We start from the raw sequence: 25110 nt of genomic DNA on the forward strand, positions 1-25110 counted from the left end.
AACCGCAAGATACCACGGAGACGCCGCATGCCCATGATCGATGCCGACGGATGCCTGCTCAACGTCTCCGTCGAGGGCCGTGACGGCGGGCCGACCTTGATGCTGTCCAACTCGCTCGGCTGCACGCTTCAGATGTGGGAGCCGCAGATGAAGGCGCTGACGCAGCTGTTCCGCGTCATCCGCTACGACCGCCGCGGCCACGGCAAGTCGAGCGTGCCGCCCGGCCCCTATTCGATGGAGCGCTTCGGCCGCGACGTGCTGGCGATCCTCGACGATCTCAACATCGAGAAGGTGCATTGGTGCGGCCTGTCGATGGGCGGCATGGTCGGACAATGGCTGGGCGCCAACGCGCCGGAGCGTTTCGGCAAGCTCATCCTGGCCAACACCTCCTGCTACTATCCCGATCCAACTAATTGGCATAACCGCATCAAGGCGGTGAAGGAGGGTGGCATCGCCGCCGTCGCCGATGCCGTGATCGCGGGCTGGCTGACGCAGGATTTTCGCGAGCGCGAGCCTGACATCACCGCGAGGATGAAGTCGATGCTGCTCGCCTCGCCTGTCGAAGGTTATCTGGCCTGCTGCGAGGCGCTGTCGACGCTCGACCAGCGCGCGCTGCTTCCCAAGATCAAGAGCCCGACGCTGGTGATCGCCGGCCGCCACGACGTCGCAACACCGATCTCGGCCGCCGAACTGATCCGTTCGAACATTCCCGGCGCCAGCATGACCATCATCGACGCCGCGCACATTTCCAACGTCGAGCAGCCGCACGCGTTCACGGACGCGGTGGTGGGGTTTTTGACGCAGCGCTGACAGCAACCGTCATTGCGAGGAGCGCAGCGACGAAGCAATCCAGACTGCCTCAGCAGATGCTTTTCTGGATTGCTTCGCTGCGCTCGCAATGACGAAGGAGGGAAGAGCATGGACGACCAGAAGCGCCGCGATGCCGGCATGAACGTGCGCCGCAAGGTGCTGGGCAATGCCTGGGTCGACAAGTCGATCGCGAACCGCAACGCCTTCAACACCGATTTCCAGGACATGATCACGCGCTATGCCTGGGGCGAGATCTGGACGCGGCCGCATTTCGACGAGCGCACGCGGCGGGTGCTGGTGATCGGCACCATGGTCGCGCTCGGGCAATGGGACGAATTCCGCCTGCACGTGCGGGCGGCGCTTGCCGAAGGCGGCTTCACGCCCGACGACATCAAGGAGATCCTGCTGCAGCAGGCGATCTATTGCGGCGTGCCGGCCGTGAACCACGCCGTCAAGGAAGCCTCAGCGATTGTGCAGGAGCTCGGCCTGCTCAAGTCCTAGGGGCGCGGTGGTCTCGACCGTCTCTTGAACCGTCTTGGGCGCGGCCTCGGGCCGTTCGATCACCACCACGATGGCGGCGCCGAGAAGGAGCAGCAGCTCGGTGGCGTGCAGCCGGAGCGCCGCCATCTCGCCGACCTTCGAAGCCATGATCATGCTGGCAAACGAGATCAGGCTGCCGATCGCCAGGGCGATGCCGAGCGCCTCGTCGCTGCCGCCGTTCTTGCGGATGCGAGGAATGCAGAGCAGCACGAGATAGATCGCAAAGAACGTCACGACCGTCAGCCGGCCCAGCGCCAGCAGCCAGGCGGCGCGCACCGTGTCCATGCCGGCCATCTGGAGATGGTCGCTGAGGTACAGCGCAACCGCGACGCTCGGCCGCTCGTAGAGGCCGTGCACCGGTGCGACGAAGATATTGAAGACGACAAGGGCCCAGACCGGGATGAAATAGGCCGCCAGCAGCGCGCCGTTGACCGAGCCGATCCGCCAATTCCTGAACATGCCGCTTCCCGCTTCGCCTGCCGTTCGCCTTCGATCGAAGGCTTTGCGGGGAGCTAACTCGCATCAGACTGTGGCGGCAATTTAAACCCTTTGTTTACCTTAACTGGCCTCGCCGAGGCGGCCCTTCCGGGTGGTCGAAGCCGCAATCTCGAGATTCCGGGCTCGGCTCTGCGAGCCGTCCCGGAATGACGACGCTCGAAGGCCACAAAAAGGCCCCGCCTTTCGGCGGGGCCCTCGTCGCCCTCTTGTTATTCCTCGGCTCACCCAAGCGCACTATTCCTGGTCGCGCTGGCCGCCCTGCTGCTGGCCGGGACGATCGCCCTGCCGCATGGGATCGTTCTGCTGCTGCTGTCCGGGTTTCTGGCCGCCGCCCTGCTGCTGGCCCGGCTGTTGACCTGGGCGCTGCTGGCCGGGGTTCTGACTCTGCTGGCCCGGATTCTGGTTCTGCTGCTTCGTCATTCGGGGAACTCCCTTTGTTGGTCGTCAGAGACGAGACAACGGCCGCCGCCAAGTTAGGTTGCCGGCGGAACCCGGTTTCTCGCACCTGCGGAACCCATCGGAAGCCAAATGACCTCTGTACAAAACCTGCTGCCACCTCGTGAGCTGTTGCAGCCGTCAGTTCCCTCCTGTTACAAAACGTGCAGAATGCTAAGCGGCTGCCGGGGCCCAAGAAAACCATCTCCAACCCACTCTCCCAAGAGCTCGCTTTGAGCCCGCCTCAGGTTTGGTACGGCAGCCCATGGATTATTTCGCCCAACAGCTCATCAACGGTCTCGTCCTGGGCTCGATCTACGGCCTGATCGCCATCGGCTATACGATGGTGTACGGCATCGTCGGCATGATCAACTTCGCCCATGGCGACGTCTTCATGATCGGCGGCTTCATCGCGTTGATCACCTTCCTTCTTCTGGTCTCGACCGGCCTGACCGCGGTCCCGGTGATCCTGCTTGTCGTCATCCTGGTCTCGATGGCGATCACGGCCCTGTATGGTTGGACCATCGAGCGCATCGCTTACCGTCCGCTGCGCCACTCCTTCCGCCTTGCCCCGATGCTGTCGGCGATCGGCATGTCCTTCGTGCTGACCAATTATTCGCAGGTGGCGCAAGGCGCGCGGGTGAAGCCGGTGCCGCCGGTGATCACCGGCGGCTACACGCTGCATGAGAGCGCCGATGGCTTCGTAATCCAGCTCTCCAACATCCAGATCGTGGTGGTCATCACCACGATCGTGCTGCTGGCGATCTTCACCTGGCTGGTGTCGCGCACCCGGCTGGGGCGCGACATGCGCGCCTGCGAGCAGGACCAGACCATGGCGGCGCTGCTCGGCGTCGACGTCGACCGCACCATCTCCATGACCTTCGTGATCGGTGCCGCGCTCGCCGCCGTCGCGGGCCTGATGTACCTGCTCTATTACGGCCTCGTCGACTTCTTCATGGGCTTCGTCGCCGGCATCAAGGCGTTCACCGCCGCCGTGCTCGGCGGCATCGGCTCGCTGCCCGGCGCCATGCTCGGCGGCCTCGCGATCGGCCTGATCGAGACGTTCTGGTCGGCTTATTTCTCGGTCGAATACAAGGACGTCGCGGCGTTCTCGATCCTGATCGTGGTGCTGATCTTCATGCCGACCGGTCTGCTCGGTCGTCCCGAAGTCGAGAAAGTCTGACGGTCGCGCGTGGCAACTTCCTCACCCATGACTGCCAAACCTGCAACGGGCATCGCCTCCATCCTGAAGACGGCTTTCGTCAACGCTCTGATCGCGCTGGTGTTGTTCTCGTTGATGGTCGGCATCCGCACCGAGGCGGGCGCCTCCGGCCAGCTCACTTATTGGACTCGCTTCGGCGAGCTCGCTTCCCTCGTCGCCGCCGTGTTCGGCGGCTCGATCGTGATCGAGCTGCTGCGGCAATGGATCGGCCCGACCGGCGCCGAGAAGCTGGTGCCGCCGGCGGTGCAGAGCGGCATGTCTTTCATCGGCCGCTACCTCGCGCCGGCGCTGCTGATCTTCACGGTGCTGGTGCCGGTGATCTTCTATGACCAGCGCTATATCCTCGACCTCGCGATCCTCGTGCTCACCTATGTCATGCTGGGCTGGGGACTGAACGTCGTGGTCGGGCTCGCCGGCCTGCTCGATCTCGGCTATGTCGCCTTCTATGCGGTCGGCGCCTATTCCTACGCGCTGCTTGCGACCAATTTCGGCTGGTCGTTCTGGGTCTGCCTCCCGCTCGCCGGCATCCTCGCAGCGTTCTGGGGCGTGCTGCTCGGCTTTCCGGTGCTCCGCCTGCGTGGCGACTATCTCGCCATCGTGACGCTCGCCTTCGGCGAGATCATCCGCCTCGTCATCATCAACTGGCAGGAGCTCACAGGCGGGCCCAACGGCGTCAGCGGCATTCCGCGCCCGTCCTTCTTCGGCATCCCGCTCGACAGGAGCGATGAGGGGCTCGCCTTCAGGCTCGGCATCGAGTATTCGCCGACCCACCGCATCGTCTTCCTGTTCTACCTGATCCTGGCGCTCGCGCTGCTCACCAACTGGGCGACGATCCGCCTGCGCCGCCTGCCGATCGGGCGGGCCTGGGAAGCCTTGCGCGAGGACGAGGTCGCCTGCCGCGCGCTCGGCATCAACACCACGACCACCAAGCTGACGGCGTTCGCGACCGGCGCCATGTTCGGCGGCTTCGCCGGCGCGTTCTTCGCCACGCGCCAGGGCTTCATCAGCCCGGAATCCTTCACCTTCCAGGAATCGGCGCTGGTGCTGGCCATCGTCGTGCTTGGCGGCATGGGCTCGCAGCTCGGCGTCGCGCTCGCCGCGCTCGCCATGATCGGCGGCTTCGAATTGTTCCGCGGCCTCGAGACCTACCGCATGCTGGTGTTCGGCATGGCCATGGTGCTGATCATGATCTGGCGGCCGCGCGGCCTCGTCGGCCATCGCGCGCCCACCGTCTATCTGACCAAGGCGAAAGCGATCTCCTCCGACCTCGTCAAGGAAGGGCACGGATGAGCGGCGACAAGATTCTCTGCATCGACCGACTCGCCATGCGCTTCGGCGGCATCGTTGCCGTGCAGGACCTTTCTTTCGCCGCCGAGCGGAAGAAGATCACTGCGCTGATCGGGCCGAACGGCGCCGGCAAGACCACCGTGTTCAACTGCATCACCGGCTTCTACAAACCCAGCAGCGGGACCATCCGTCTCGCCCACGACGACGGCAGGACGATCGCGCTGGAGCGGCTGAGCGATTTTCGCATCGCCAAGCAGGCCAAGGTCGCACGCACCTTCCAGAACATCCGGCTGTTTCCCGGCATGACCGCGCTGGAGAACCTGATGGTGGCGCAGCACAACGCGCTGATGCGCGCCTCTGGATTCACCCTGCTCGGCCTGCTCGGCGTTCCCTCCTACCGTGACGCCGAACAGCGTGCCATCGACCTCGCCACCGACTGGCTCAAGCGGGTCAAGCTGATCGACCGCGCCGATGATGCCGCCGGCAATTTCGCCTATGGCGACCAGCGCCGGCTCGAGATCGCGCGCGCAATGTGCACCGAGCCCGCGCTCTTGTGCCTGGACGAGCCCGCCGCCGGCCTCAACGCGCGCGAGAGCGCGGCCTTGAGCGAGCTGCTGCTCTCGATCCGCGACGAACTCGGCACCTCGATCCTGCTGATCGAGCACGATATGTCGGTGGTGATGGAGATCTCCGACCACATCGTGGTGATGGACCACGGCGTCAAGATCGCGGAAGGCACGCCGCGCGAGATCCGCGACGATCCCAAGGTGATCGCGGCCTATCTCGGCGCCGACGAGGAAGAGGCGGCTGCCGTGATGGAGGCCGGATCGTGACGCCGGCGCCCTCTCCTCTGCTCGCGATCCGGGGCCTGCGCGCCGCCTACGGCAAGATCGAGGCGCTGAAGGGCGTCGACGTCGATATCGATGCCGGCGAGATCGTGGCGCTGATCGGCGCCAACGGCGCCGGCAAGTCGACGCTGATGATGACGATCTTCGGCAAGCCGCGCGCCCGGGCCGGCCAGATCCTGTATGAAGGCCGCGACATCACCGACGTCCCGACCCACGAGATCGCGCATCTGCGCATCGCGCAATCGCCGGAGGGCCGCCGCATCTTCCCGCGCATGAGCGTGGCGGAAAACCTCCAGATGGGGGCGGACGCCACCGAATGCACCGAGGCCGAACGCGAGGCGACGCTCCAGCGCGTTTTCACGCTGTTTCCACGGCTGAAGGAACGCTACGACCAGCGCGGCGGGACTCTCTCCGGCGGCGAGCAGCAGATGCTGGCGATCGGCCGCGCCCTGATGAGCCGTCCGCGCCTGCTCCTGCTCGACGAGCCCTCGCTCGGCCTCGCGCCGCTGATCGCGCGCCAGATCTTCGATGCGATCCGCACCCTGAACCGGCAGGACGGCCTCACCGTCCTGATCGTCGAGCAGAACGCCAACCATGCCCTCAAGCTCGCCCATCGCGGCTATGTCATGGTCAACGGCCTGATCACGCTGGCCGGCACCGGCGCCGAATTGTTGCAGCGCCCTGAGATTCGTGCCGCCTATCTGGAAGGCGGCCGGCACGGCTGACCGAGCCGCACGCGCTCCCGCGTGCGGCCGAATGTGGCGAGATATCTGCGCCAATGCCCGTATTTTGCCGGTGACTTCTCCGGAAATTCATTCAAGAATGGCGCCGGTTTGGACCGGGCCTGCCCGGCAACTTCCACAGGCGACCACCCGCGAGGTATCTCATGAAATCACTGAAGCTCATCGGTCTGGCATTCGGCGTATCGATCGCGCTGTCGAGCGCGGCGTTCGCGCAGGATGTCACCATCGCAGTCGCAGGTCCGATGACCGGCGGCGAGTCCGCCTTCGGCCGCCAGATGAAGAACGGCGCCGAAATGGCCGTGACCGATATCAACGCTGCCGGCGGCGTCAACGGCAAGAAGCTCGCGCTTTCCGTCGAGGACGACGCCTGCGACCCGAAGCAGGCGCGCTCGATCGCCGAAAAGATCGCCGGCGCGAAAATCCCGTTCGTGGCCGGACATTATTGCTCGTCGTCGTCGATCCCGGCCTCGGAGGCCTATGCCGACGGCAACGTGCTCCAGATCACGCCGGCCTCGACCAACCCTCTGTTCACCGAGCGCAAGCTCTGGAACGTGGCGCGCGTCTGCGGCCGTGACGATCAGCAGGGCCTGATCGCGGCGCAGTACATCGCCAAGAACTACAAGGGCAAGAACATCGCGATCCTCAACGACAAGACCACCTACGGCAAGGGTCTTGCCGACGAGACCAAGAAGGCGCTCAACAAGGCCGGCGTCACCGAGAAGATGTACGAGTCCTACAACAAGGGCGACAAGGACTTCAACGCGATCGTCTCGCGCTTGAAGCGCGACAACATCGACCTCGTCTATGTCGGCGGTTACCATCAGGAGAGCGGCCTGATCCTGCGTCAGATGCGCGACCAGGGGCTCAAGACCGTGCTGATGGCCGGCGACGCGCTCGCCGACAAGGAGTACGCCTCCATCACCGGCCCGGCCGGCGAAGGCACGCTGTTCACCTTCGGTCCCGATCCGCGCAACAAGCCGACCGCGAAGAAGATCGTCGAGGCTTTCAAGGCCAAGAACATCGATCCGGAGGGCTACACCCTCTACACCTATGCGGCGATGCAGGTGTGGTCGCAGGCGGCCAAGAAGGCCGGCACCACCGACGCCAAGAAGGTCATGGAAGCGATGAAGGCCGGCAAGTGGGACACCGTGATCGGCCCGATCGAGTATGACGCCAAGGGCGACATCAAGCAGATCGACTACGTCGTCTACAAGTGGGACGCCAAGGGCGGCTACGCCGAGATCAAAGGCAACGGCACCTGAACGCGGCTCCGGGGCTCAAACCTCGCATCCGACCTCATCAACGCCCCGGCTTGCCCGGGGCGTTGTTCTTTGTGCGGCAGGATCAGACGGCTGCGGGCAGCTCGCCGGCGGGCGCCGCCTGGGCCTTGCGAAGCGCTTGCAGGAGATCGTTCGGCCGAAACGGCTTTTGCAGGCAGATCACGTTGGCGAGGTGGGGCGCTTCTTCCATGAAGTCCAGCGCCGTCATTCCGGACACCGCTACGACGGGCAGCCCCGGCGCACGTTCGCGCAGGGCCGCGATGACGTCGACGCCGCTGATATCACCGAGAAAGATATCGACGATCGCCGCGTCGAACAGACCTTCAGCGAAGGCCTTCAGCCCGGCCGCGCCGCTGTCGGCCTCGGCAACCTCGTAATGGTTGACCCGAAGCACGATCGCGACCATCGCACGCACGTCCTTCTGGTCGTCGATGATGAGAACGCGAGACATGGGAACAACTCCCGCAGATCAATCAAACCGTATGTTTCAAGCCTGGAACCCGGGACCGTGGCGGGGCATTATGACACCACGCGGTAAAGCGCATCTTACCCGATCCCTATTCCGCGTTCCCACCCAAGTTAGGTAAGCTGTAACCCTCGGTTGAGTCGACGCTGCATCGGTTCACAACCCGGGCCCGGAACGGGCTACCGTGGAGGTCAAGGCTGCCAGATCTTGGAACTGCGGAGATGCTCAACACGGGTCTGCATGAGATGAACGCGTCTGCGATCGACCGAAGCACGTTTCTTTCCACTCTGCCGGCCACCTCAACCGACCGCAGCGCGGCTCTGTGGATCGTCGGTGTGTCCTCGATCCTGTTCGCGTTGGCCGTGCCGTTCGCCGGTATCCCGTTGCCGCCGGTTCCGGCCTTCGTCGCAAGTTATCAATCCGCCCTGGCCGTGAGCGACATCATCACGGCGGTGCTGCTATTGTCGCAGTTTTCGGTGCTGCGGACCCGCGCGCTGCTGTGGCTGTCGACCGGCTATCTCTTTACCGCCGCGGCAGCACTGGTCCATGCCCTCACCTTCCCCGGCCTGTTCACCCCGACCGGACTGTTCGGCGCGGGCAGCCAGACCACCGTCTGGCTCTACATGATCTGGCACGGCGTCTTCCCGCTGTTCGTGCTCGGCTATGCCTGGCAGAAGGAAAAGGACGGCGGCTCCACGATCAAGGGTCCGACCAGCAACGCGATCTGGGCCATTACGCTCGGCGTCGTCGCGGCCATGGCTGCCTTTACCTGGATCGTCACGGCCCTGCACGATCTGCTGCCGGTGCTGCTCCGCGACGGCCGTTACACGGCGACCATGATCGGGGTCGTGTCCTTCGTGTGGTCGCTGAGCTTCGCCGCGCTCGTTTCGCTGTGGTTCCGCCGCCCGCATTCCGTGATCGACGTCTGGCTCATGGTCGTGATGTGCGCATGGCTGTTCGACATCGCGCTGTCTGCGATCGTCAACGTCGCGCGCTTCGATCTCGGTTTCTACGCCGGCCGTCTCTACGGCTTATGCGCGTCGAGCTTCGTGCTCGCGGTGCTGCTGATCGAGAATGTCCGCCTTCAGGTGCACACCGTCGGCCTCGTCGGCAGGCTGCGCCAGCAATCGGCCTCTGAACGCGATTACTACGGTAAGCGCCTCGCGCTGTACGGCGCCGTCGTCGAATCCTCCAACGACGCCATCATCACGAAGACGCTCGACGGCATCATCACCGGCTGGAACAAGGCCGCCGAGCATCTGTTCGGCTATTCCGCGGCGGAGGCCGTCGGAAGGTCGATCGACATCATCGTGCCCCCGGACCGCAAGCACGAAATCAGGAGCATCCTCAACCGGATCGCCGACAACGAGTCGATCGCCCAGCACGAGACGGTGCGGATTCGGAAGGATGGCCGCGCGCTCGACGTCGTCCTGAACGTTTCGCCATTGCGGTCGGACAACGGAGAGATCATCGGGGCCTCCAAGATCGCCCATGACATCACGGAGGAGAAGGAGGCGCGCGAGAAGCTGCGCCGCGAGACCGAGGAGCGCCGGCGCATCTTCGAGACCTCGCAGGACCTGATCCTGGTCACCGACGGTTTCGGCAATTTCGTCCAGGTCAGCCCGAGCGTGAAGGACATCCTCGGCTTCACCCCCGAAGACATGATCGGGCACAGCGCGACCGAGTTCATCCATCCTGACGACCTCGAGAAGACGCGGGAGGAGATGCGGGCGGCGCGACGCGGCGCGGTCCAACGCAGCTTCGAGGCGCGCTACTATCACTACGACGGTCACGAGGTCACGTTGAACTGGATGGGCACCTGGTCCGAGCCCGTGAAGCGCCATTTCTTCATCGGCCGGGATCTCACGGAGAAGCAGGCCGCCGAAGCCCAGTTCCGGCACGTCCAGAAGATGGACTCGATCGGCCAGCTGACCGGCGGTGTCGCCCACGATTTCAACAACGTGCTGACCGTCATCACCGGCACGATCGGCATCCTGGCCGACGCGGTCGCCGACCGCCCCGAGCTGGCTGCGATCACCAAGCTGATCGACGACGCCGCCGAGCGCGGCGCGCAGCTGACCAAGCATCTGCTGGCCTTCGCCCGCAAGCAGCCGCTCCAGCCCCGCGAAATCGACGTCAACGCGCTGGCGCTCGAAGCCGCCAAGCTGTTGCACCCCACCCTGGGCGAGCAGATCACCATCGTGCCGCAGCTCACCGAGGATGCCTGGCCGACGCTGGTCGATCCCGGCCAGTTGTCCACCGCGATCCTCAATCTCGCGCTGAACGCCCGTGACGCCATGCCCGAGGGCGGCACGCTGGTGCTGGAGACCCGCAACATCTTCCTCGACGATGGCTATGCCAGCATGAACCCCGACGTCGTCGCCGGCAATTACGTGATGATCGCGGTCAGCGACACCGGCTCCGGAATCCCGCCGGAGCTGATCGACCGCGTGTTCGACCCGTTCTTCACCACCAAGGAGGTCGGCAAGGGCACCGGGCTGGGCTTGAGCATGGTGTTCGGCTTCGTCAAGCAATCCGGCGGCCACATCAAGATCTACAGCGAGCAGGGCCACGGCACGAGCGTGAAGATCTACCTGCCGCGCTCGAGCGGCGTGCAGGAGAGCGAGTTCGAGGCGCTGCAGAATGTGCCCGTCACCGGCGGCAACGAGAAGATCCTGATCGTCGAGGACGATGCGCTGGTGCGGCAATATGTGGTGACCCAGGTCAAGAGCCTCGGTTACACCGCGCTCGAGGCCGCCAACGGCGCCGAGGCCCTGACCATCCTCGACAAAGACAAGACCATCGACCTGCTCTTCACCGACATCATCATGCCGGGCAACATGAACGGCCGTCAGCTGGCCGACGAAGCCGTCCGCCGCCGCCCCGACCTGAAGACCCTGTTCACCTCGGGCTATACCGAGAATGCCATCGTCCATCACGGCCGGCTCGATTCCGGCGTGCTGCTGCTGGCAAAGCCCTACCGCAAGACCGAACTCGCCAAGATGCTCAGGACTGCACTAGCGAGTTGAGCCTGCGGCATCCCTGCGCTATCGCAAGGCGAGCTCCTTTCAGCGCGCGAGGCCATCTTGAAGAACCTGCTCACCGACATTGCCGGGGTCCGCGTCGGCCATGCCGAGGACGCCAAACTCGCCAGCGGCACCACCGCGATCATCTTCGATTCCCCCGCGGTCGCCGCGATCGACGTGCGCGGCGGCGGTCCCGGCACGCGCGAGGACGCCCTGCTCGATCTCGCCAACACCGTCGAGCGGGTCGATGCGATCGCGCTGTCCGGCGGCTCCGCTTTCGGCCTCGATGCCGGTGGCGGCGTCCAGGCCTGGCTCGCCGAGCAAAGGCGCGGCTTCAAGGTTCGCGAAGCCCTGATCCCGATCGTGCCGGGCGCGATCCTGTTCGATCTGCTCAACGGCGGCGACAAGGCCTGGGGCCGCTTCTCGCCCTATCGCGACCTCGGCTACGCCGCGGCCGCTGCCGCCGGCACCGACTTCGCGCTCGGCAGCGTCGGCGCGGGCTTAGGAGCCACCACCGCGACGTTCAAGGGCGGGCTCGGCTCGGCTTCGGCGGCGACTCCTGATGGCGTGAAGGTCGCGGCGATCGTCGCCGTCAACGCGGTGGGCACCGTTACCGTCGGCGACGGGCCGTGGTTCTGGGCGGCGCCGTTCGAGCTCGGCGGCGAATTCGGCGGCCGCGGCCTGCCTGACACGTTCACCGTCGACATGCTTCGCATGCGCATCAAGGGCGGTCCCGCGGCAAGCGCGCGCGAGAACACCACCATCGGTGCCGTCGTCACCGACGCGGTGCTGACCAAACCCCAGGCCAAGCGCCTGGCGATGATCGCGCACACCGGCTTTGCCCGCGCCATCTATCCGGTGCACGCACCGACCGATGGCGACGTGCTGTTTGCGGCGGCGACCGGCGAGAAGCCAATCGAGCCGCTGGTCGGCCTCACCGAGCTCGGCACCGTCGCCGCCAACGTGGTCGCGCGCGCGATCGGCCGCGCCGTGTACAGCGCGACCGCGCTGCCGTTCCCGGGGGCGCAGCCGGCGTGGAAGGACAGATTCGGCTGAAGCATGATCTGGAAAAGTGCGCAGCGGTTTTCCGGAAAGATCATGCGCAAACAACAACCTGAAGCGCGATGACGTTCATCCAAAGCTCATCGCGCTTTGGAAACGAAACGGCGGATACGGCGTTACCCTGGCGGCCTCAGGTGTGCTGCCATGCCGTCATCCGTGATCAGGTTGTTCCGCTATGCGCCCGACACGCGGGAGCTGAAGGTGACTTTCGTCAGCGGACGTCTCTATGTCTATGAGGACGTTCCGCCAGAGGTTGCCGCTGCGTTCCGGCAAGCGCGCTCAAAGGGCGCGTTCTTCAACCACGAAATCCGTGACCGCTACGTCTATCGTGACATCACGCACGAATATGCCGGCTGACCCCGGATACCGCTCAGACGCTCATCGACATCGACGAACCGGCCACCGCCGAAGAACCCTGGCCCTGGCCGCCTTGCTGCTGCATCAACTGCGCGAACAGATCATAGGCCGAATTGCGGGGGCTTGCGGCCCCCGGCACCGTCGTCGACATCTTGAAGCCGTCGGCATAGGTGACGGTGGTGGTGGTCGAGCCGTCGGCAGCAATCGTCGTCGTCGAGGTCGATCCGCCGACGGACTTCGATGAATCCGATCCATCGCCCGCGCCGCCGGCACTCTCCGCGTGATGGTGACCGTGGTGACCGCTCTTCAGGGCCTTCGACATCTCGTCGAGACTGACGTTGCCGTCGGAGTTCGCATCGAGCTTGGAGAACACCTTATCGGCCTGCGCGAGGTTGGTCCCGCCAGCCCCCAGTGCGTCCTCGAACTCGGACTTGGTGATGTTGCCGTCGCCATCCACATCGATCTGCGAGAACAGATCCTTGAGTGCAGCGTCCCGGCCTTTCGACGTCGCGTTCGTCGAGGTCGCCACGCCGCTGCCGTCGGACGATTGGCTTTGTGCCGCGATCAGCGCGCTCATCGTTTCCGGCGAAATCTGCGCGCAATTGCCCGAATTGACCGACGAAGTCGCGCCGCTGGTCGTATTGCTGCTGCCGCTGTCGATCGCGAATGGGTTGGTCGCGCCCTGCGCCGATCCCGTCTTGTGCGTCGAGGAGGACGATTTCGAGTTCGTCAGCGACTGAATCGCGTCGAGTGCGCTCGATACGGCCCCGACGGCCCCAAGGGCAAACAACATTGCACAACTCCAACCGATGCGGCATGCCGCGGCCAATGTTCTGCAGGTGTCGGCAGCAAGCGTCGTGCCAGCGCAAAAAGTTCAATGAAATCCAGCTACGCCGCGCCTGGGACGGCCGGGGAACACCGGCAATTCGTGCCGGCCGCGGCAGAATTTTCCGCCCACAGCAAGCACGCCTGCCCTGCATTGCCCGCCGCGGAGGCGCATGTTAGGCGAGGCCATCTTTCACGGCCGCACCGGGAAACCGCGCCATGACCCAAGCCTTTACCCCCCGCCCGCTGGCCATCGCGCCCTCGATTCTGGCCTCGGATTTCTCCAGGCTCGGCGAGGAGGTGCGCGCCGTCGACGCCGCCGGCGCCGACTGGATCCATCTCGACGTGATGGACGGTCACTTCGTTCCCAACATTTCCTACGGCCCCGACATCATCAAGGCGATGCGCCCGCACACCAAGAAGGTGTTCGACGCGCATCTGATGATCTCGCCATGTGACCCCTATCTCGAAGCCTTTGCGAAAGCAGGCTGCGACCACATCACCGTGCATGCGGAGGCCGGCCCCCATCTGCATCGCTCGCTGCAGGCGATCCGCGCGCTCGGCAAGAAGGCCGGCGTCTCGCTCAATCCAGGCACGCCGGTCAGCGCGCTCGAATATGTGCTCGATCTCGTCGACCTCGTGCTGGTGATGTCGGTCAATCCCGGCTTCGGCGGCCAGGCCTTCATTCCCTCGGCGATCGGAAAGATCCGCGATATCCGCGCGATGACGGCGGGGCGCCCGATCGACATCGAGGTCGATGGCGGGGTCGGCCCCGACGTCGCCGGCGCGCTCGCTGCGGCCGGTGCCAACGCCTTCGTCGCCGGCACATCCGTATTCCGGGGCGGCACGCAGGATGCCTACAAGGCCAACATCGCCGCGATCCGCAATGCGGCGCTGGGGGCCCGCGGCGAAGCCATCTGAGAACCATTCCCGGGACCCGAACCGGCGGCTCCGCCGCCGCGACCAAAGGCAATGAATGGAATTCGCGCCACCCCGTTTTCCGCAGGCTTGGAACGCCTGCGCGCCGAATCCCTGCAGGACGGAGAGCGGGTGATCTGGCAGGGCCAGCCCGACGGCGTCGCTCACATGATGATGTGGCGGTATCTTTGGTGGATCGGATTTCCCTGGCTGTTGCTGACCGCCATCGGCTTCGATTGGATCGGCGGCGCGGCCCAGCCTCTCGCGATGCTCGGCATTGCGATGGTTGCGGCCCCGCTGGTGATGCTGCTTCAGGACCTGCAGACGCTCTATCTCATCACCGATCGTCGCGCGCTCATCTTGCGAACGGCCTGGGGCAGACGGACGGTGAGCCAAACGCCATTCCAGGCGATGGACCCGGATTGCGAAATCCTCGACATCGGCCGCGGCGCCGGTCATCTCAATTTCGCGTCGGGAAGGTCGACCCGCTCGCCCGATACCGACTATACTGGACGCTACGGATTTCGCTGCCTTCGAGAAGCGCCGCGCATACGGGAGATCCTCGAAGGTGCACGCACGGGCGCGATGCGACAGCACGGAAAAAAAGTCGCGGCTTCTACGGGTGCTGCAATGCGCAATGCCTAAAATTGCAGTCTTGATCCGTACTCATCCGGACTTCACTGATTCGCGCAAATCACCGCAAGTGATTCCTGCCTGCTTTTGACGGGAGGACATCATGACGGCGATCCTGCTCTGGACTGGTGTAGCGTTGTGGTTGGCGTTCAATGCGGCGATTGCGGCTCGCAGCCTGTACGTGGCGCGACCGCTGAAGGCCGAGGCGTCTGCCCGCGTCCTCCACCTTCATCGTCGCCGGGGCTGAGCCCATGCAGATCACGCTCGTGAAGCGCCAGCCGAAGCGCAGGTGCCGGATCCCGCGCCGCCCGCATCCGGGCCTTGATTATTTCTTCGGCCGCCTCGATCGCACCGACGGCGCGATCGACGACGATGCCAGGCTCGACACGACCGACCTCGATCATTCGTTGGCGTCACAGCACTGATCCTTCCCTCTTTCGGACCACCCCATGAAACCGCACTGCCCGAACTGCCTGAAGGAAATGACCAAGGCATCCGCGTCGCGTAACCTGTTCAATTGCGAGCCCTGCCGCGAGATCATCCAGTTTTTCGGCGGCAGCGCGGATCACGGCGAGCCCGGCCCGCAATTCTCCTGGCCGATCCGCCGCAAGCGGGGCGCTCACGCCGTTCACGCGGCCTGATCCGCCCGTTCAAATCGGCAGCCAGCCTATCCAGGTGCTTCGCCAGCGTCGCCGGCCATCCGCGGCGGCCGTACCACGGTGACGGTGCAGGCCGCTTCCGCGGCCACCTTGGCCGAGACGCTGCCGAGCAGCGTGCGCCTGAACGAGTCCTGCCGCGCTCCGATGATGACGTGGTCGATCTGGTTGACCTCAGCGAATTCCAGGATCGCGGCGGCGGGATCAACCGCCTCCAGCACATGAGCCGTCAGCCGGCTCTCATCCAGTTTGAGCGGCGTCGCCCAGTGCCGGAGTGCGACAAGGCGGTCGATATGCTTGTTGGACCCCTGCTCGTCCAAGGTGCGGTCGACCGCGATCCGGCTCAGCTTGAGCACGTTGAGGCAGGCGAGCCGCGCTGACGGCAGGGTGGCGAGGATGCGCTCGGTGGTCACGCGCAGCGCTTCGTTGAGCTCCGGTGCGCCTTCCACCGTGTCGAGCGCGACCGCGAGGATCGGGCTCGATGCGATTTGGGCGGCGACATCCGATTTCGCGCGCGGCGCCATGACACCCAGATTGAACCGGCGCCGCCAGGCGACGCTGAGCGGGTCGCGTTTGACCCGCTCCGAGCGCGTGGTGAGCTTGACCTGGTCCGGATGGGCGAGATCGAAAGCAAGCTGGGACGCGGTCGGATAGCGCCACACCGGCTCGATCTCGAGACACCGCAGCACCACCTCCTGGAGCCAGGGCGGATAGTCGGCGCGCAAGCTTCGCGGCGGATGCGGATCGCGCCACAGCCGGCGCCGCATCGCGCGCAGCGTCTCGCCCTCGCCGAACGGCCGCTCGCCGGTGGTGAAGAAATACAGCAGCACGCCGAGCGAAAACAGATCGCTGCGCGGATCGTCGCGCACCCCCGACAGCCGCTCGGGCGCCATGTAGGGCGCAGTGCCGTAAGGTAGGCGGAACTCCTCCTGCAACAGATCCGGCAGGTGGTTGTGATGCGACAGGCCGAAGTCAATCAGCACTGCCTCGCCGCTCTCGCGGAACATGATGCTGCTCGGCTTGATGTCGTGATGGATCACGTTCTGCCGATGTAGGTCGGCCAGCGCGCTCGCGATCCTGGCGACGAGCTGCCGGGCTTCGTCATAAGGCAGTGGCAGGTCGGGCAGCCGCTTGTAGAGCGTGGCGCCACCAATGCGCTCGATCACGACATAGGCCTGGTGCGCGAAATCGCCGGTGCCGAAACAGGTCGGGACGTGCGGCCCCGCAAGCCGCGGCAGGATCATCATCTCCATCTCGAAGGAGACGATCGCGGCGGGATCCTCGCCCTCCGAGACCCGCGGTATCTTCATCAGCAGGGGCACGTCGATGCCGGGATGGGTGACGGTCCACAGCGTCGCCATGCCGCCGGCGTGAACGCATTCGCCGATGGTGTAGCCATCGATCACCGCGCCGGATTTGACCAGAGGCTTCGGCATTGCCTTCAGCGCCCCTGCGACAGCCGATCGGCGAGCCAATGCGGCAGACCATTGTCGCGAATTCTGCCCGCTGCGGTCGCGACGTCATAGGGCGCGCGGCAATAGGTGATCTGGCACGATTCGGTGTCGAACAAGACGAAGGCTGCCGACGGATCGCCGTCGCGGGGCTGGCCGACCGAGCCGAGCACGGCGAGCCATTGCCGTCCGCGCAGGAGCTGCACCGGGACGTCGGTCTTCGGCACGAAGCTCGTCATCTTCGCCGTCACCGACATCGAATAGAGCGCGGGACGATGGACATGGCCGCAGAAAGTGACATGGGCCGGTGTCGCGATCAGGCTCTTGGCGGCCTCCACCGTCGAGCGGACATAGTGCCAGCGCTGGGGGTGGGAGGCTTCCGAATGCACGAAGAGGCGATCGCCGTCCTCGACCAGCATCGGCAATTCGGTCAGGAACCGCCGCTGCGCCCCGTCAAGCCGGCCACGGGTCCATTCGATCGCGACCTGCGCCTCGGCGTTCATGGTCTCTGCGGAGGAATTGACCGCCTGGTCGTGATTGCCGCGCACGGCGACAGCACCTTGGGCAACGAGCTCCATCGCGGTATCCACCACCCATTCGGGATCGGCGCCATAGCCGACGAAATCGCCGAGCAGCACGAATTGCTCCGCGCCCTTCGCACGGGCGATCTTCAGGCAGGCCTCGAAGGCCTGCCGGTTGCCGTGGATATCCGAAAAGACAGCGAGAAGCACGCACCCTCCACCCTCGAATTCTTATTGAAAGCCGATAAGGCCAATTTGAGGGAGGTCAAGACCATGCGCCAGCGCGGCGGCCTTTGCCGGCGCCCGCCGACGATGGCGGAGAGCCTATTGCTCGTCTTTCGGGGGCATTCGGGGCGGCGGCAGCGGGGTGAACACGGCGCCTTGCGCGCCGGCCGGCGGGGCGATGAACTCGCCGGTCGAGGAGTCGCCGCCGGTCGTCTCCAAGATGGTCTTGGGCGTCACATATTCGCGGACCATGTCGATGATGCTGCCATCGCCGCCGCCGAAGTCGGCGGCGCGGCCGCCTTGCGGATTTCCGAGCGCGATCTCGTTCTCCGCGGCATGGGTCTTGTCGGCAAGCCTGTCGTTGTAGGGCACGCGGAAGGCACGCGGAATGCCGCTCGGGCGATTGTCCTCGTCGAGCTGCTCGACCCACAGATAGATCGAGCCGGGATCGCCCTGAAGCGAGTGCGGCTCGACGATGCGGGCCTTCAACAGCTTGAAGGACGCCGGCAGCCGGTCGGAACTGGCCCAGCCGAGCAGCCCGCGCATCTCGGTGAAGCTGACGACATAGAAGGCGCTGGTCACGATCACCGCGACCGCCTTCAGCGACCAGTGCAGCCGCGCATAGACCAGCACCACCAGCAGCAGCGCACCGATCACGGCATAGGCAACCGACAGCGTCAGGATGACCGTCTGCAGATCAGTCACGGCGTATCCTCGTGGGGTTCCTGCTCACGCCTGTCCTCGGGTCGAGATCGGCGCCATTGCGCCAGCCGCTGCGGAACGTCTCCAGCAGCGATTTCGGCCGCTGGTCGACGTTGACGACCTTGCCCTCGTCATCGATCCGGAACCGGACCGCGGTTTTCTCGTCGCCGGTATGGTCGAGCGTGAACTTGTTGTCGAACACCACCTGCGCCGTCGGATTGAGCTTCTGCACCTTCACGTTGGCCGTGACGGGCTCGCCGGTCGTCGCCACGAAATGCGAGATGTTGACGGTGTATTCGCCGGCCAGGATGCCGCGCACCGTGACGATCTCCTCGCGGATCGGCGAGGCGATCTTCTTGCCGGCGACGATGATGAAGTCGTTGGCCCCGCCGCGGTCGTCGCGGTCGAGGGTGAGGAATCCGGCCTCGCGGTGGCGATACCAGGCGATGTTGCCGGCGGGATCCTGCACGAACAGGTCGAGATCGTCGGGGTGATTGTCCGGCCAGTCCAAGGTGATCATGAACTCGGCCTTGGAGTCGATTTTGCCCTCCTTGGCGTCCGGAGAGACCGCTAGCAGCGCCAGAAAGAACAGGAACGCGATTACCTGGAGCGCCTTGAACAGCATCACGCCCAGGGGGTCGAACGCCTCCTCGCGCGGATAGAGACCGAAATCATCCATCATGACGAGGTGGCGCCCTTGACTGCGCCTTTGCGCTCGAGCACCGGCGTCACATGGGTCTCGGTCAGCACCACCGCATCCGAGAACACCCGCTGGGTCGCGGCATCCAGCATGTAATACTGGATGCGGACCAGGATGGAGCCGACAAGGCCGGCAAGCGTCGTGTACATGGCGACCGCCATGCCGTCGCTCATCAGGCCCATCGAGGAACGCATCGCGACCTTGTCGGCGGCATCCAGCCCCGCGATCGGCGCCAGCATGATGATGAAGCCGATGATGGTGCCGAGCAGGCCGAGCTTCATCAGCGTGTCCGAGACGAAAGCACCAAACCCGTTGGAGCCGCGCAGGCGATCGGCGAGCGTTCGCAGCAGCAGGGTCTGGTCGACCGGCCTATAATCCTGCGCCGCGGCCTTGGTCACCAGGCTTTCGATGTGGTCCCGTACCAGCCCGCGCGGCAACGCCGCCGCCCGCGCATCGAGAGCCTTGCCGCCGTCGGGGGCCGCGAGCACCGCGCGGCAGCGCCGCGCCGCCGCGCCCTCCCGCGCGATCGCCCGCGTGCGCAGGAAGCAATGGCCGCAGGTGAGGACATAGAGTACCGCGATCACGCTCGAAATGTAGGTGCGGTCAGAGGTCAGCATCAGATGGATCAGACCGAACCGCCACAGCAGCACGACGGCGAAGATCGAGAGTCCGGTGAAGATCATCCAGAACAGGAGCGCGCTGCGCTCGGACGGGTCGGTCGCTACAGGCGCGATCGGTCCAATCGTCATCGAACTCATGCTGCACCGCTCCTCGGGCCGCAACGATTGGCCCCATAAATTTCCACCCGATTAGATCAAAGCCGCCGTATCAGGTCCAAAGACCCATGCCCAATCCGGCTTGGGAAATTTGCCCGAGCTGCGATCCTGCCGAACCCCGCAATTGGCAAGGCGCGGCCGCGTTGTTAGGCTGACCTTATCAAACGTCGAGGGTGATCGCATGCGCCTCGTGCTTCAGCTTGTCGCCCGTCTGCTGCTCATCGTGACCCTGTGCCTGGGCGCGGCAACCATATGGGCCACGTTCGACGCCTATCGCAGTGTCGATCGGGCAACCGCAGCCTCGGCGCAGCGTGTCGCGCAGGCACTTCAGGGGCTGTATTGGCGCGAGCTTTTGTTGCGCAGCAGCAGGGCCCGCGAGCATATCCTGCCGGTTCCGGACTGGCGCACCCTGGAGACCATGAAGCTGATCGCGCCGGGCGTCTGCGTCGAGTTCCAGCCGGCCACCGCCTTCGAGAAGCCGCTGTGCGGCCAGAGCGAAGGGCTGGGCAAGACGCCGCCGCGCTGGTTCGCCGCCATCGTGCCGATGATCCTCGGCAGCCATGCCGAGGTGATACGGCCGGTCAGTCCCCGGGCCGCTTCCGCCGGCACGGTGGTCGCGACGCCGGATGCGGCCGCCGCGATCTCACTCGCCTGGGAGTACATCCTCAACGTGATCGACGTCGCACTGTTGATGGCGGCGGCGATCGCACTGCTGGCATCGCTCGCGATCGCGCATGCGCTGGCCCCGGCGCGCGCGATCGTGACGGCGCTGCAGCGCATGGCGCGCGGACAATATCGCACGCAATTGCCGCGTTTCCGCTCGATGGAGCTGGCGATGATCGGCCGCGCCGTCGAGGAGCTCGGCGGCCGCCTGGAGGAAGCCACCGAGCAGCGCGCCGCGCTGACGCGGCGCCTGATCGAGATCCGCGACGACGAGCGCCGCGCCCTCGCCCGCGAGCTGCACGACGAGTTCGGGCAGAACCTGTCCGCCATTCTCGCTTTCGCCAACACGATCGAGACGGCGAGCAAGAAGGGAAACCCCGACATCGGCATCGCGCAGGATGCGCGCATGATCTCGCAGGCCACCCACCATCTGATGTCTTCGCTGCGCGATGCGCTGAAGCGTCTGCGCAATCCGCTGCCCGAGGAGCTCGGGCTCGAGGCGAGCCTCGTCAATCTCGTCGACAGCTGGCGCTCGCAGAGCGCGGCGCGGCCGACCATCCGGCTCGACCTCAGGGGCGACCTGACGGACGTGCGGGGAGCGGCCGCCACCACCGCCTATCGCGTGGCGCAGGAATGCCTGACCAACGCGCTACGCCACAGCGCGGCGCGCGAGATTTCCCTGCGCATCGAACGCCGGACCGGCGACGACAACGCGCTGCTGATCCGCGTCGAGGACGACGGCGGCGGCGATGCCGCGCGTGTTGCACAGTCGGCCGGCTTCGGCCTGACCGGCATCCGCGAGCGCGTCAATGCGGCCGGCGGATCGCTCTCGATCCTGCCTGCCCGCGGCGGCCTCAGCGTCGCCGCCACCATCCCGCTTGCCGCGTGAGGCCGCCATGAGCGAGGTGGCAGCAACAGGCATCTCCGTGCTGCTGGTCGACGACCATCCGATCGTCCGGCAAGGCTACCGGCGTGTGCTGGAAAGCCAGGGCGATCTGCATGTCGTGGCGGAAGCGGACAACGCCGCGGATGCCTATGGCGCCTTCAAGGCGCACGACCCCGATGTCGTGGTGCTCGACATCTCGATGCCGGGCGCAAGCGGGCTGGAGGCGATCCGCAACATCCGCGCCCGCAGCCCGCGGGCGCGGATCCTGGTTTTCACCATGCACAACGAGGCCGTGCTGGTGAAAGCCGCTTTCGGCGCCGGCGCCAGCGGCTTCGTCACCAAGAGCAGCGAGCCGTCCTCGGTGGTCGGCGCCATCCGTGCCGTCGCCCGCGGCGAGCGCGCCATGAGCGACGACGTCGCGCATATCCTGGCCGAGGACAGCCTGTCGTCGGGTTCGGTGCTGGATCAGTTGGGGGAGCGCGAGATCGAGATTCTGCGCCAGTTCGCCGGCGGCGCCACTACCGAGCAGATCGCGGCGCATCTCAATCTCAGTGTGAAGACGGTGCAGAACTATCACTACCTGATCAAGACCAAGACCGGCGCACGCACGGATGCGCAGCTGGTACGGCTGGCCGCAACCTGCGGTCTGACGAGGATCTAGCAGCAGAGCTGCCGCACCACCGCGGTCCCTTGAGGCTCGTCAATCTGCCGGGCAGATTGGAACGGAGAGCATCCGGCGCCGGTTAACACGGCAAAGGAGTCCAGGGTCATGAGTAAGGGTCATCACAAGTCAGTCGACCATCCCTCCATTATTACAGTAGGTGAGCTGATCGACGAGCTCTGCCGCCTGCCGGACACGGCCGTCGTCCACTTCCGCTGCCCCATGCTCGGCCAAGAGCTGGCATTCGAGCGCCTTCGAAAGCGGTCAAAGGACGACGTCGAGATCGCGATCAATGCGTATCCGGAGAGCCGGGTCGTGCCATCGTCGGAGTCCGCCCTCCACGCCCGAAGGCACTCCGCTTCCTCGGCCTCGCTTCGCAACGGTGCCGTTCTCAACAAAGTGAGAAGTTGATCGGCCGCACCGCGAATTCAATGGTCCAGCGGCCTCAGACCGCCTTCAGACCGCGCAGCAGCAGCGCCAGCGTCGCGTCGACGCGCGCGGCAAGATCGGCATCCTTCCACTCCTCGGCATGAGCCGGATGGTGGAAACGGACAGTCGCATCGAAGATCGCGCGCGCGGTGATCTTCGCGTCGGCGACGTCAAACACGCCCTGCTTAACGCCGTCGCTCAGGATCGCCGCGATCTGGTCGATCATGGTGTCCTTGTGACACTTCACGGCCGCGCAGGCCTCGCGTGCCAGCGTCAGGTAGGTCTCGAACATCTCGGGATCGTCGAGCACGCGCGAACGCTTGGCAGCGAACAGGGTGCGCAGCCAACGCTCGAGCCTGGCCGGCGCCGGACCCTGCTCCTCGACGATCGCGCGCAACGGCGCGTCGATGCGGTCCAACCAGCGCTTGGCGACTGCCTCGCGCAGCGAGGCCTTGCTGGGGAAATGGCGGTAGACGCTGCCGTGGCTCACATCGAGCGCACGGGCCACGTCGACCACGGTGGCCTTGGCAAGTCCGAAGCGCCTGAGCACGTCCTCGGTGACGTCGAGGATCCGCTCCGGCGTCAAGACAACAGCTTCATTCATGCCAGCACCATGTTCCCGTTGAGGGCTCAGTTTCCCGGCAGTAGGGCTGCTTCCGAAGCGCCCTGGCCGGTCGTTTCGGAAAGCCTATGCCCTAATGAGGCAGTTTTGCAGCCTGCGCCGCGATCTGGCGCGCCACCAGCAGATTGAGCCAATGCCCAATCGCGCCGGTCAAATTGAGGATTTCGGTCGTCATCGTCTTAAGTCTCCATTCGTCCGCGGTCCCGTTCTTCAATTCGCCCGCCGATCCGCTTCGGATGTCGGGCTCCCCGGGGCTTGTCGCGGGACGCCCAACCAGAGCGTCCGGAAACGGATATACACGTCTCGATGACAGATTTCAATATCTGTCAGTCAATGATCCGTGATTGACAGCTCATTTTTGTCCCCCGCGAACCGGTCCGGTGGATAGTCCGGCGATCCCGCTCTTTGGCAGGTCAGACCGTTTGTTTCGCCCTGTCCGCTCTGTTAAATCACGGCGTAAAAAGCATTTTGGCCGGCGCCGCCTCCTCAGGATCGCCCGCCCACCTTCCTGGAGCCATCAGATGATCCCCCGCTACACTCGTCCCGAAATGGCCTCGATCTGGGAGCCGCAGACCCGGTTCAAGATCTGGTTCGAGATCGAGGCGCATGCGGCGGACGCCCTAGCCGAGCTTGGAACCATCCCCAAGGAGGCGGCCAAGACGGTCTGGGCCAAGGCCAGGAACGCCACCTTCGACGTCGCCCGCATCGACGAGATCGAGCGCGAGACCAAGCACGACGTCATCGCCTTCCTCACCCATCTCGCCGAGATCGTCGGCCCCGAGGCGCGCTTCGTGCACCAGGGCATGACCTCCTCCGACGTGCTCGACACCTGCCTCAACGTGCAGCTCACCCGTGCCGCCGACCTCCTGCTCGCCGACCTCGACAAGGTGCTGGCCGCGCTGAAGAAGCGCGCCTTCGAGCACAAGATGACGCCGACCATCGGCCGCAGCCACGGCATCCATGCCGAGCCGGTGACCTTCGGCCTCAAGCTCGCTTACGCCTATGCCGAGTTCACCCGCGCCAAGGAGCGCCTGATCGCGGCGCGCAAGGAAGTCGCGACCTGCGCCATCTCAGGCGCCGTCGGCACCTTCGCGCAGATCGATCCGCGGGTCGAAGAACACGTGGCGAAGGCCATGGGCCTCGTGCCCGAGCCGATCTCGACCCAGGTGATCCCGCGCGACCGCCATGCGATGTACTTCTCGACCCTCGGGGTGATCGCCTCTTCGATCGAGCGGATCGCGGTCGAGATCCGCCACATGCAGCGCACCGAGGTGCTGGAGGCCGAAGAGTTCTTCTCCGAGGGGCAGAAGGGCTCCTCCGCCATGCCGCACAAGCGCAACCCGGTGCTGTCGGAGAACCTCACCGGCCTCTCGCGCATGGTGCGCGCCTATGTGACGCCGGCGCTGGAGAACGTCGTGCTCTGGCACGAGCGCGACATCTCCCACTCCTCGGCCGAGCGCATGATGGGCCCGGATGCGACCGTCACGCTCGACTTCGCGCTGGTGCGCCTCGCCGGCCTGATCGACAAGCTGCTGGTGTACCCCGCCAACATGCAGAAGAACCTCGACCGCCTCGGCGGCCTCGTGCATTCGCAGCGCGTGCTCCTGGCGCTGACGCAAAAGGGCGCGAGCCGCGAGAATGCCTACAAGCTGGTGCAGCGCAACGCCATGCCGGTCTGGCGCGGCGAAGGCGATTTCCTCCAGCTCCTGAAGAAGGACGTGGAGGTGCGGAAGCATCTCTCGGACGCCGAGATCGAGGCGCAGTTCGACCTCGGCTATCACCTCAAGCACGTCGACACGATCTTCAAGCGCGTGTTCGGCGAGTCATAGAATCGTAGGGTGGGTTAGCCTTGCGGCCTGCGCGAAGCG

The 25110-nt window shown here is 65.3% G+C and carries 29 protein-coding genes; 19 read left to right on the top strand and 10 right to left on the bottom strand.

The annotated features are described in order from the left end of the window. The first annotated feature begins 27 nt into the window (after positions 1–27). Together pcaD and DCM80_RS05760 are read left to right on the top strand one after the other, a co-directional pair. Positions 28–810, top strand: a complete 783-nt coding sequence (gene pcaD, locus DCM80_RS05755) for a 3-oxoadipate enol-lactonase (protein WP_257196122.1) — start codon at positions 28–30, stop codon at positions 808–810. A 108-nt stretch (positions 811–918) separates the two neighbouring features. Beyond that, positions 919–1311, top strand: coding sequence for a carboxymuconolactone decarboxylase family protein (locus DCM80_RS05760; RefSeq protein WP_124162311.1), 393 nt, complete (start codon positions 919–921; stop codon positions 1309–1311). On the opposite strand, the gene DCM80_RS05765 is transcribed toward DCM80_RS05760, so the two are convergent. Together DCM80_RS05765 and DCM80_RS05770 are read right to left on the bottom strand one after the other, a co-directional pair. Beyond that, the gene (locus tag DCM80_RS05765; RefSeq protein ID WP_257196123.1) at positions 1273–1809 is read right to left on the bottom strand and encodes a hypothetical protein; all 537 of its coding nucleotides are present in this window, start codon (positions 1807–1809) and stop codon (positions 1273–1275) included. The genes DCM80_RS05760 and DCM80_RS05765 overlap by 39 nt on opposite strands. Positions 1810–2082: 273 nt before the next feature. Further along, complete coding sequence (locus DCM80_RS05770; protein WP_257196124.1) at positions 2083–2268, bottom strand: hypothetical protein; 186 nt, start codon at positions 2266–2268, stop codon at positions 2083–2085. A 280-nt stretch (positions 2269–2548) separates the two neighbouring features. On the opposite strand from DCM80_RS05770, the gene DCM80_RS05775 reads away from it, so the two are divergent. The 5 genes from DCM80_RS05775 (at position 2549) to DCM80_RS05795 (ending at position 7645) form a co-directional block, all read left to right on the top strand. Then, entirely contained in the window at positions 2549–3466 is a 918-nt protein-coding gene (locus DCM80_RS05775; RefSeq protein ID WP_028137325.1) for a branched-chain amino acid ABC transporter permease, read from the top strand. A gap of 27 nt (positions 3467–3493) precedes the next feature. Then, positions 3494–4795: a high-affinity branched-chain amino acid ABC transporter permease LivM gene (gene livM / locus DCM80_RS05780; protein ID WP_257196125.1), complete on the top strand. Its 1302-nt coding sequence runs from the start codon at positions 3494–3496 to the stop codon at positions 4793–4795. Beyond that, positions 4792–5625 carry an ABC transporter ATP-binding protein gene (locus tag DCM80_RS05785; protein WP_257196126.1) on the top strand — a complete coding sequence of 278 codons (834 nt, stop codon included), beginning with the start codon at positions 4792–4794 and terminating at the stop codon, positions 5623–5625. The genes livM and DCM80_RS05785 overlap by 4 nt, the downstream gene beginning before the upstream one ends. Further along, positions 5622–6365 (top strand): ABC transporter ATP-binding protein, encoded by a 744-nt coding sequence (locus tag DCM80_RS05790; RefSeq protein ID WP_257196127.1) that lies wholly within the window; start codon positions 5622–5624, stop codon positions 6363–6365. The genes DCM80_RS05785 and DCM80_RS05790 overlap by 4 nt, the downstream gene beginning before the upstream one ends. Positions 6366–6526: 161 nt before the next feature. After that, positions 6527–7645, top strand: coding sequence for a branched-chain amino acid ABC transporter substrate-binding protein (locus tag DCM80_RS05795; RefSeq protein WP_028137329.1), 1119 nt, complete (start codon positions 6527–6529; stop codon positions 7643–7645). Positions 7646–7727: 82 nt separating this feature from the next. Here the strand turns inward: DCM80_RS05795 and DCM80_RS05800 are convergent, their stop codons facing one another. Continuing rightward, on the bottom strand, positions 7728–8114 hold the full coding sequence (locus DCM80_RS05800; protein WP_257196128.1) for a response regulator: 387 nt from the start codon (positions 8112–8114) through the stop codon (positions 7728–7730). A 236-nt stretch (positions 8115–8350) separates the two neighbouring features. On the opposite strand from DCM80_RS05800, the gene DCM80_RS05805 reads away from it, so the two are divergent. The 3 genes from DCM80_RS05805 (at position 8351) to DCM80_RS05815 (ending at position 12574) form a co-directional block, all read left to right on the top strand. After that, the gene (locus DCM80_RS05805) at positions 8351–11158 is read left to right on the top strand and encodes a PAS domain S-box protein (protein WP_257196129.1); all 2808 of its coding nucleotides are present in this window, start codon (positions 8351–8353) and stop codon (positions 11156–11158) included. Positions 11159–11215: 57 nt separating this feature from the next. After that, on the top strand, positions 11216–12211 hold the full coding sequence (locus DCM80_RS05810; RefSeq protein WP_257196130.1) for a P1 family peptidase: 996 nt from the start codon (positions 11216–11218) through the stop codon (positions 12209–12211). Positions 12212–12361: 150 nt separating this feature from the next. Next, the gene (locus tag DCM80_RS05815) at positions 12362–12574 is read left to right on the top strand and encodes a KTSC domain-containing protein (RefSeq protein ID WP_257196131.1); all 213 of its coding nucleotides are present in this window, start codon (positions 12362–12364) and stop codon (positions 12572–12574) included. 13 nt (positions 12575–12587) lie between these two features. Here the strand turns inward: DCM80_RS05815 and DCM80_RS05820 are convergent, their stop codons facing one another. After that, positions 12588–13367 (bottom strand): EF-hand domain-containing protein, encoded by a 780-nt coding sequence (locus DCM80_RS05820; protein WP_257196132.1) that lies wholly within the window; start codon positions 13365–13367, stop codon positions 12588–12590. 251 nt (positions 13368–13618) lie between these two features. Here DCM80_RS05820 and rpe point away from each other — a divergent pair, with 251 nt between their 5' ends. From rpe to DCM80_RS05845, 5 genes are all read left to right on the top strand, one after another. After that, positions 13619–14320, top strand: coding sequence for a ribulose-phosphate 3-epimerase (gene rpe / locus DCM80_RS05825; protein WP_028137335.1), 702 nt, complete (start codon positions 13619–13621; stop codon positions 14318–14320). Between the two features lie 51 nt (positions 14321–14371). After that, entirely contained in the window at positions 14372–14962 is a 591-nt protein-coding gene (locus DCM80_RS05830; RefSeq protein WP_257196133.1) for a hypothetical protein, read from the top strand. A gap of 91 nt (positions 14963–15053) precedes the next feature. Then, entirely contained in the window at positions 15054–15197 is a 144-nt protein-coding gene (locus DCM80_RS05835) for a hypothetical protein (protein WP_257196134.1), read from the top strand. A 4-nt stretch (positions 15198–15201) separates the two neighbouring features. After that, positions 15202–15375 carry a hypothetical protein gene (locus DCM80_RS05840; protein WP_257196135.1) on the top strand — a complete coding sequence of 58 codons (174 nt, stop codon included), beginning with the start codon at positions 15202–15204 and terminating at the stop codon, positions 15373–15375. 24 nt (positions 15376–15399) lie between these two features. Further along, positions 15400–15591 carry a hypothetical protein gene (locus DCM80_RS05845; RefSeq protein ID WP_257196136.1) on the top strand — a complete coding sequence of 64 codons (192 nt, stop codon included), beginning with the start codon at positions 15400–15402 and terminating at the stop codon, positions 15589–15591. A 26-nt stretch (positions 15592–15617) separates the two neighbouring features. On the opposite strand, the gene DCM80_RS05850 is transcribed toward DCM80_RS05845, so the two are convergent. From DCM80_RS05850 to DCM80_RS05870, 5 genes are all read right to left on the bottom strand, one after another. Next, positions 15618–17042: a bifunctional serine/threonine-protein kinase/universal stress protein gene (locus DCM80_RS05850; RefSeq protein WP_257196137.1), complete on the bottom strand. Its 1425-nt coding sequence runs from the start codon at positions 17040–17042 to the stop codon at positions 15618–15620. A 5-nt stretch (positions 17043–17047) separates the two neighbouring features. Further along, positions 17048–17788 (bottom strand): metallophosphoesterase, encoded by a 741-nt coding sequence (locus DCM80_RS05855; protein WP_257196138.1) that lies wholly within the window; start codon positions 17786–17788, stop codon positions 17048–17050. 114 nt (positions 17789–17902) lie between these two features. Continuing rightward, positions 17903–18508, bottom strand: coding sequence for a hypothetical protein (locus DCM80_RS05860; RefSeq protein ID WP_257196139.1), 606 nt, complete (start codon positions 18506–18508; stop codon positions 17903–17905). Next, on the bottom strand, positions 18501–19187 hold the full coding sequence (locus DCM80_RS05865) for a hypothetical protein (protein ID WP_028137341.1): 687 nt from the start codon (positions 19185–19187) through the stop codon (positions 18501–18503). The genes DCM80_RS05860 and DCM80_RS05865 overlap by 8 nt, the downstream gene beginning before the upstream one ends. Then, the gene (locus DCM80_RS05870; protein ID WP_257196140.1) at positions 19184–19963 is read right to left on the bottom strand and encodes a MotA/TolQ/ExbB proton channel family protein; all 780 of its coding nucleotides are present in this window, start codon (positions 19961–19963) and stop codon (positions 19184–19186) included. The genes DCM80_RS05865 and DCM80_RS05870 overlap by 4 nt, the downstream gene beginning before the upstream one ends. A gap of 199 nt (positions 19964–20162) precedes the next feature. On the opposite strand from DCM80_RS05870, the gene DCM80_RS05875 reads away from it, so the two are divergent. From DCM80_RS05875 to DCM80_RS05885, 3 genes are all read left to right on the top strand, one after another. Continuing rightward, positions 20163–21533 carry a sensor histidine kinase gene (locus DCM80_RS05875; RefSeq protein WP_257196141.1) on the top strand — a complete coding sequence of 457 codons (1371 nt, stop codon included), beginning with the start codon at positions 20163–20165 and terminating at the stop codon, positions 21531–21533. Between the two features lie 7 nt (positions 21534–21540). Further along, a complete protein-coding gene (locus DCM80_RS05880) occupies positions 21541–22191 on the top strand; it encodes a response regulator transcription factor (protein ID WP_257196143.1) in 651 nt (216 codons plus the stop codon). 108 nt (positions 22192–22299) lie between these two features. Beyond that, positions 22300–22602, top strand: a complete 303-nt coding sequence (locus DCM80_RS05885; protein WP_257196144.1) for a hypothetical protein — start codon at positions 22300–22302, stop codon at positions 22600–22602. A 34-nt stretch (positions 22603–22636) separates the two neighbouring features. Here the strand turns inward: DCM80_RS05885 and DCM80_RS05890 are convergent, their stop codons facing one another. Then, positions 22637–23224, bottom strand: a complete 588-nt coding sequence (locus tag DCM80_RS05890; RefSeq protein ID WP_257196145.1) for a TetR family transcriptional regulator — start codon at positions 23222–23224, stop codon at positions 22637–22639. Between the two features lie 539 nt (positions 23225–23763). Between DCM80_RS05890 and purB the strand changes: the two genes are divergently transcribed. Further along, the gene (purB, locus tag DCM80_RS05895) at positions 23764–25071 is read left to right on the top strand and encodes an adenylosuccinate lyase (protein ID WP_257196146.1); all 1308 of its coding nucleotides are present in this window, start codon (positions 23764–23766) and stop codon (positions 25069–25071) included. Positions 25072–25110: the final 39 nt, after the last annotated feature.

This window comes from Bradyrhizobium sp. WBOS08 (assembly GCF_024585125.1).
Taxonomy (GTDB): Bacteria; Pseudomonadota; Alphaproteobacteria; order Rhizobiales; family Xanthobacteraceae; genus Bradyrhizobium; species Bradyrhizobium japonicum_B.

Coding starts and splice junctions, on each gene's coding strand:
- DCM80_RS05870 (WP_257196140.1), bottom strand. CDS start 19,963: ATGAGTTCGATGACGATTGGACCGATCGCGCCTGTAGCGACCGACCCG.
- DCM80_RS05820 (WP_257196132.1), bottom strand. CDS start 13,367: ATGTTGTTTGCCCTTGGGGCCGTCGGGGCCGTATCGAGCGCACTCGAC.
- DCM80_RS05770 (WP_257196124.1), bottom strand. CDS start 2,268: ATGACGAAGCAGCAGAACCAGAATCCGGGCCAGCAGAGTCAGAACCCC.
- purB (WP_257196146.1), top strand. CDS start 23,764: ATGATCCCCCGCTACACTCGTCCCGAAATGGCCTCGATCTGGGAGCCG.
- DCM80_RS05840 (WP_257196135.1), top strand. CDS start 15,202: ATGCAGATCACGCTCGTGAAGCGCCAGCCGAAGCGCAGGTGCCGGATC.
- DCM80_RS05760 (WP_124162311.1), top strand. CDS start 919: ATGGACGACCAGAAGCGCCGCGATGCCGGCATGAACGTGCGCCGCAAG.
- DCM80_RS05885 (WP_257196144.1), top strand. CDS start 22,300: ATGAGTAAGGGTCATCACAAGTCAGTCGACCATCCCTCCATTATTACA.
- DCM80_RS05830 (WP_257196133.1), top strand. CDS start 14,372: ATGAATGGAATTCGCGCCACCCCGTTTTCCGCAGGCTTGGAACGCCTG.
- DCM80_RS05880 (WP_257196143.1), top strand. CDS start 21,541: ATGAGCGAGGTGGCAGCAACAGGCATCTCCGTGCTGCTGGTCGACGAC.
- DCM80_RS05845 (WP_257196136.1), top strand. CDS start 15,400: ATGAAACCGCACTGCCCGAACTGCCTGAAGGAAATGACCAAGGCATCC.
- DCM80_RS05775 (WP_028137325.1), top strand. CDS start 2,549: ATGGATTATTTCGCCCAACAGCTCATCAACGGTCTCGTCCTGGGCTCG.
- rpe (WP_028137335.1), top strand. CDS start 13,619: ATGACCCAAGCCTTTACCCCCCGCCCGCTGGCCATCGCGCCCTCGATT.
- DCM80_RS05765 (WP_257196123.1), bottom strand. CDS start 1,809: ATGTTCAGGAATTGGCGGATCGGCTCGGTCAACGGCGCGCTGCTGGCG.
- DCM80_RS05785 (WP_257196126.1), top strand. CDS start 4,792: ATGAGCGGCGACAAGATTCTCTGCATCGACCGACTCGCCATGCGCTTC.
- DCM80_RS05865 (WP_028137341.1), bottom strand. CDS start 19,187: ATGATGGATGATTTCGGTCTCTATCCGCGCGAGGAGGCGTTCGACCCC.
- DCM80_RS05805 (WP_257196129.1), top strand. CDS start 8,351: ATGCTCAACACGGGTCTGCATGAGATGAACGCGTCTGCGATCGACCGA.
- pcaD (WP_257196122.1), top strand. CDS start 28: ATGCCCATGATCGATGCCGACGGATGCCTGCTCAACGTCTCCGTCGAG.
- DCM80_RS05800 (WP_257196128.1), bottom strand. CDS start 8,114: ATGTCTCGCGTTCTCATCATCGACGACCAGAAGGACGTGCGTGCGATG.
- DCM80_RS05850 (WP_257196137.1), bottom strand. CDS start 17,042: ATGCCGAAGCCTCTGGTCAAATCCGGCGCGGTGATCGATGGCTACACC.
- DCM80_RS05875 (WP_257196141.1), top strand. CDS start 20,163: ATGCGCCTCGTGCTTCAGCTTGTCGCCCGTCTGCTGCTCATCGTGACC.
- livM (WP_257196125.1), top strand. CDS start 3,494: ATGACTGCCAAACCTGCAACGGGCATCGCCTCCATCCTGAAGACGGCT.
- DCM80_RS05815 (WP_257196131.1), top strand. CDS start 12,362: ATGCCGTCATCCGTGATCAGGTTGTTCCGCTATGCGCCCGACACGCGG.
- DCM80_RS05795 (WP_028137329.1), top strand. CDS start 6,527: ATGAAATCACTGAAGCTCATCGGTCTGGCATTCGGCGTATCGATCGCG.
- DCM80_RS05890 (WP_257196145.1), bottom strand. CDS start 23,224: ATGAATGAAGCTGTTGTCTTGACGCCGGAGCGGATCCTCGACGTCACC.
- DCM80_RS05835 (WP_257196134.1), top strand. CDS start 15,054: ATGACGGCGATCCTGCTCTGGACTGGTGTAGCGTTGTGGTTGGCGTTC.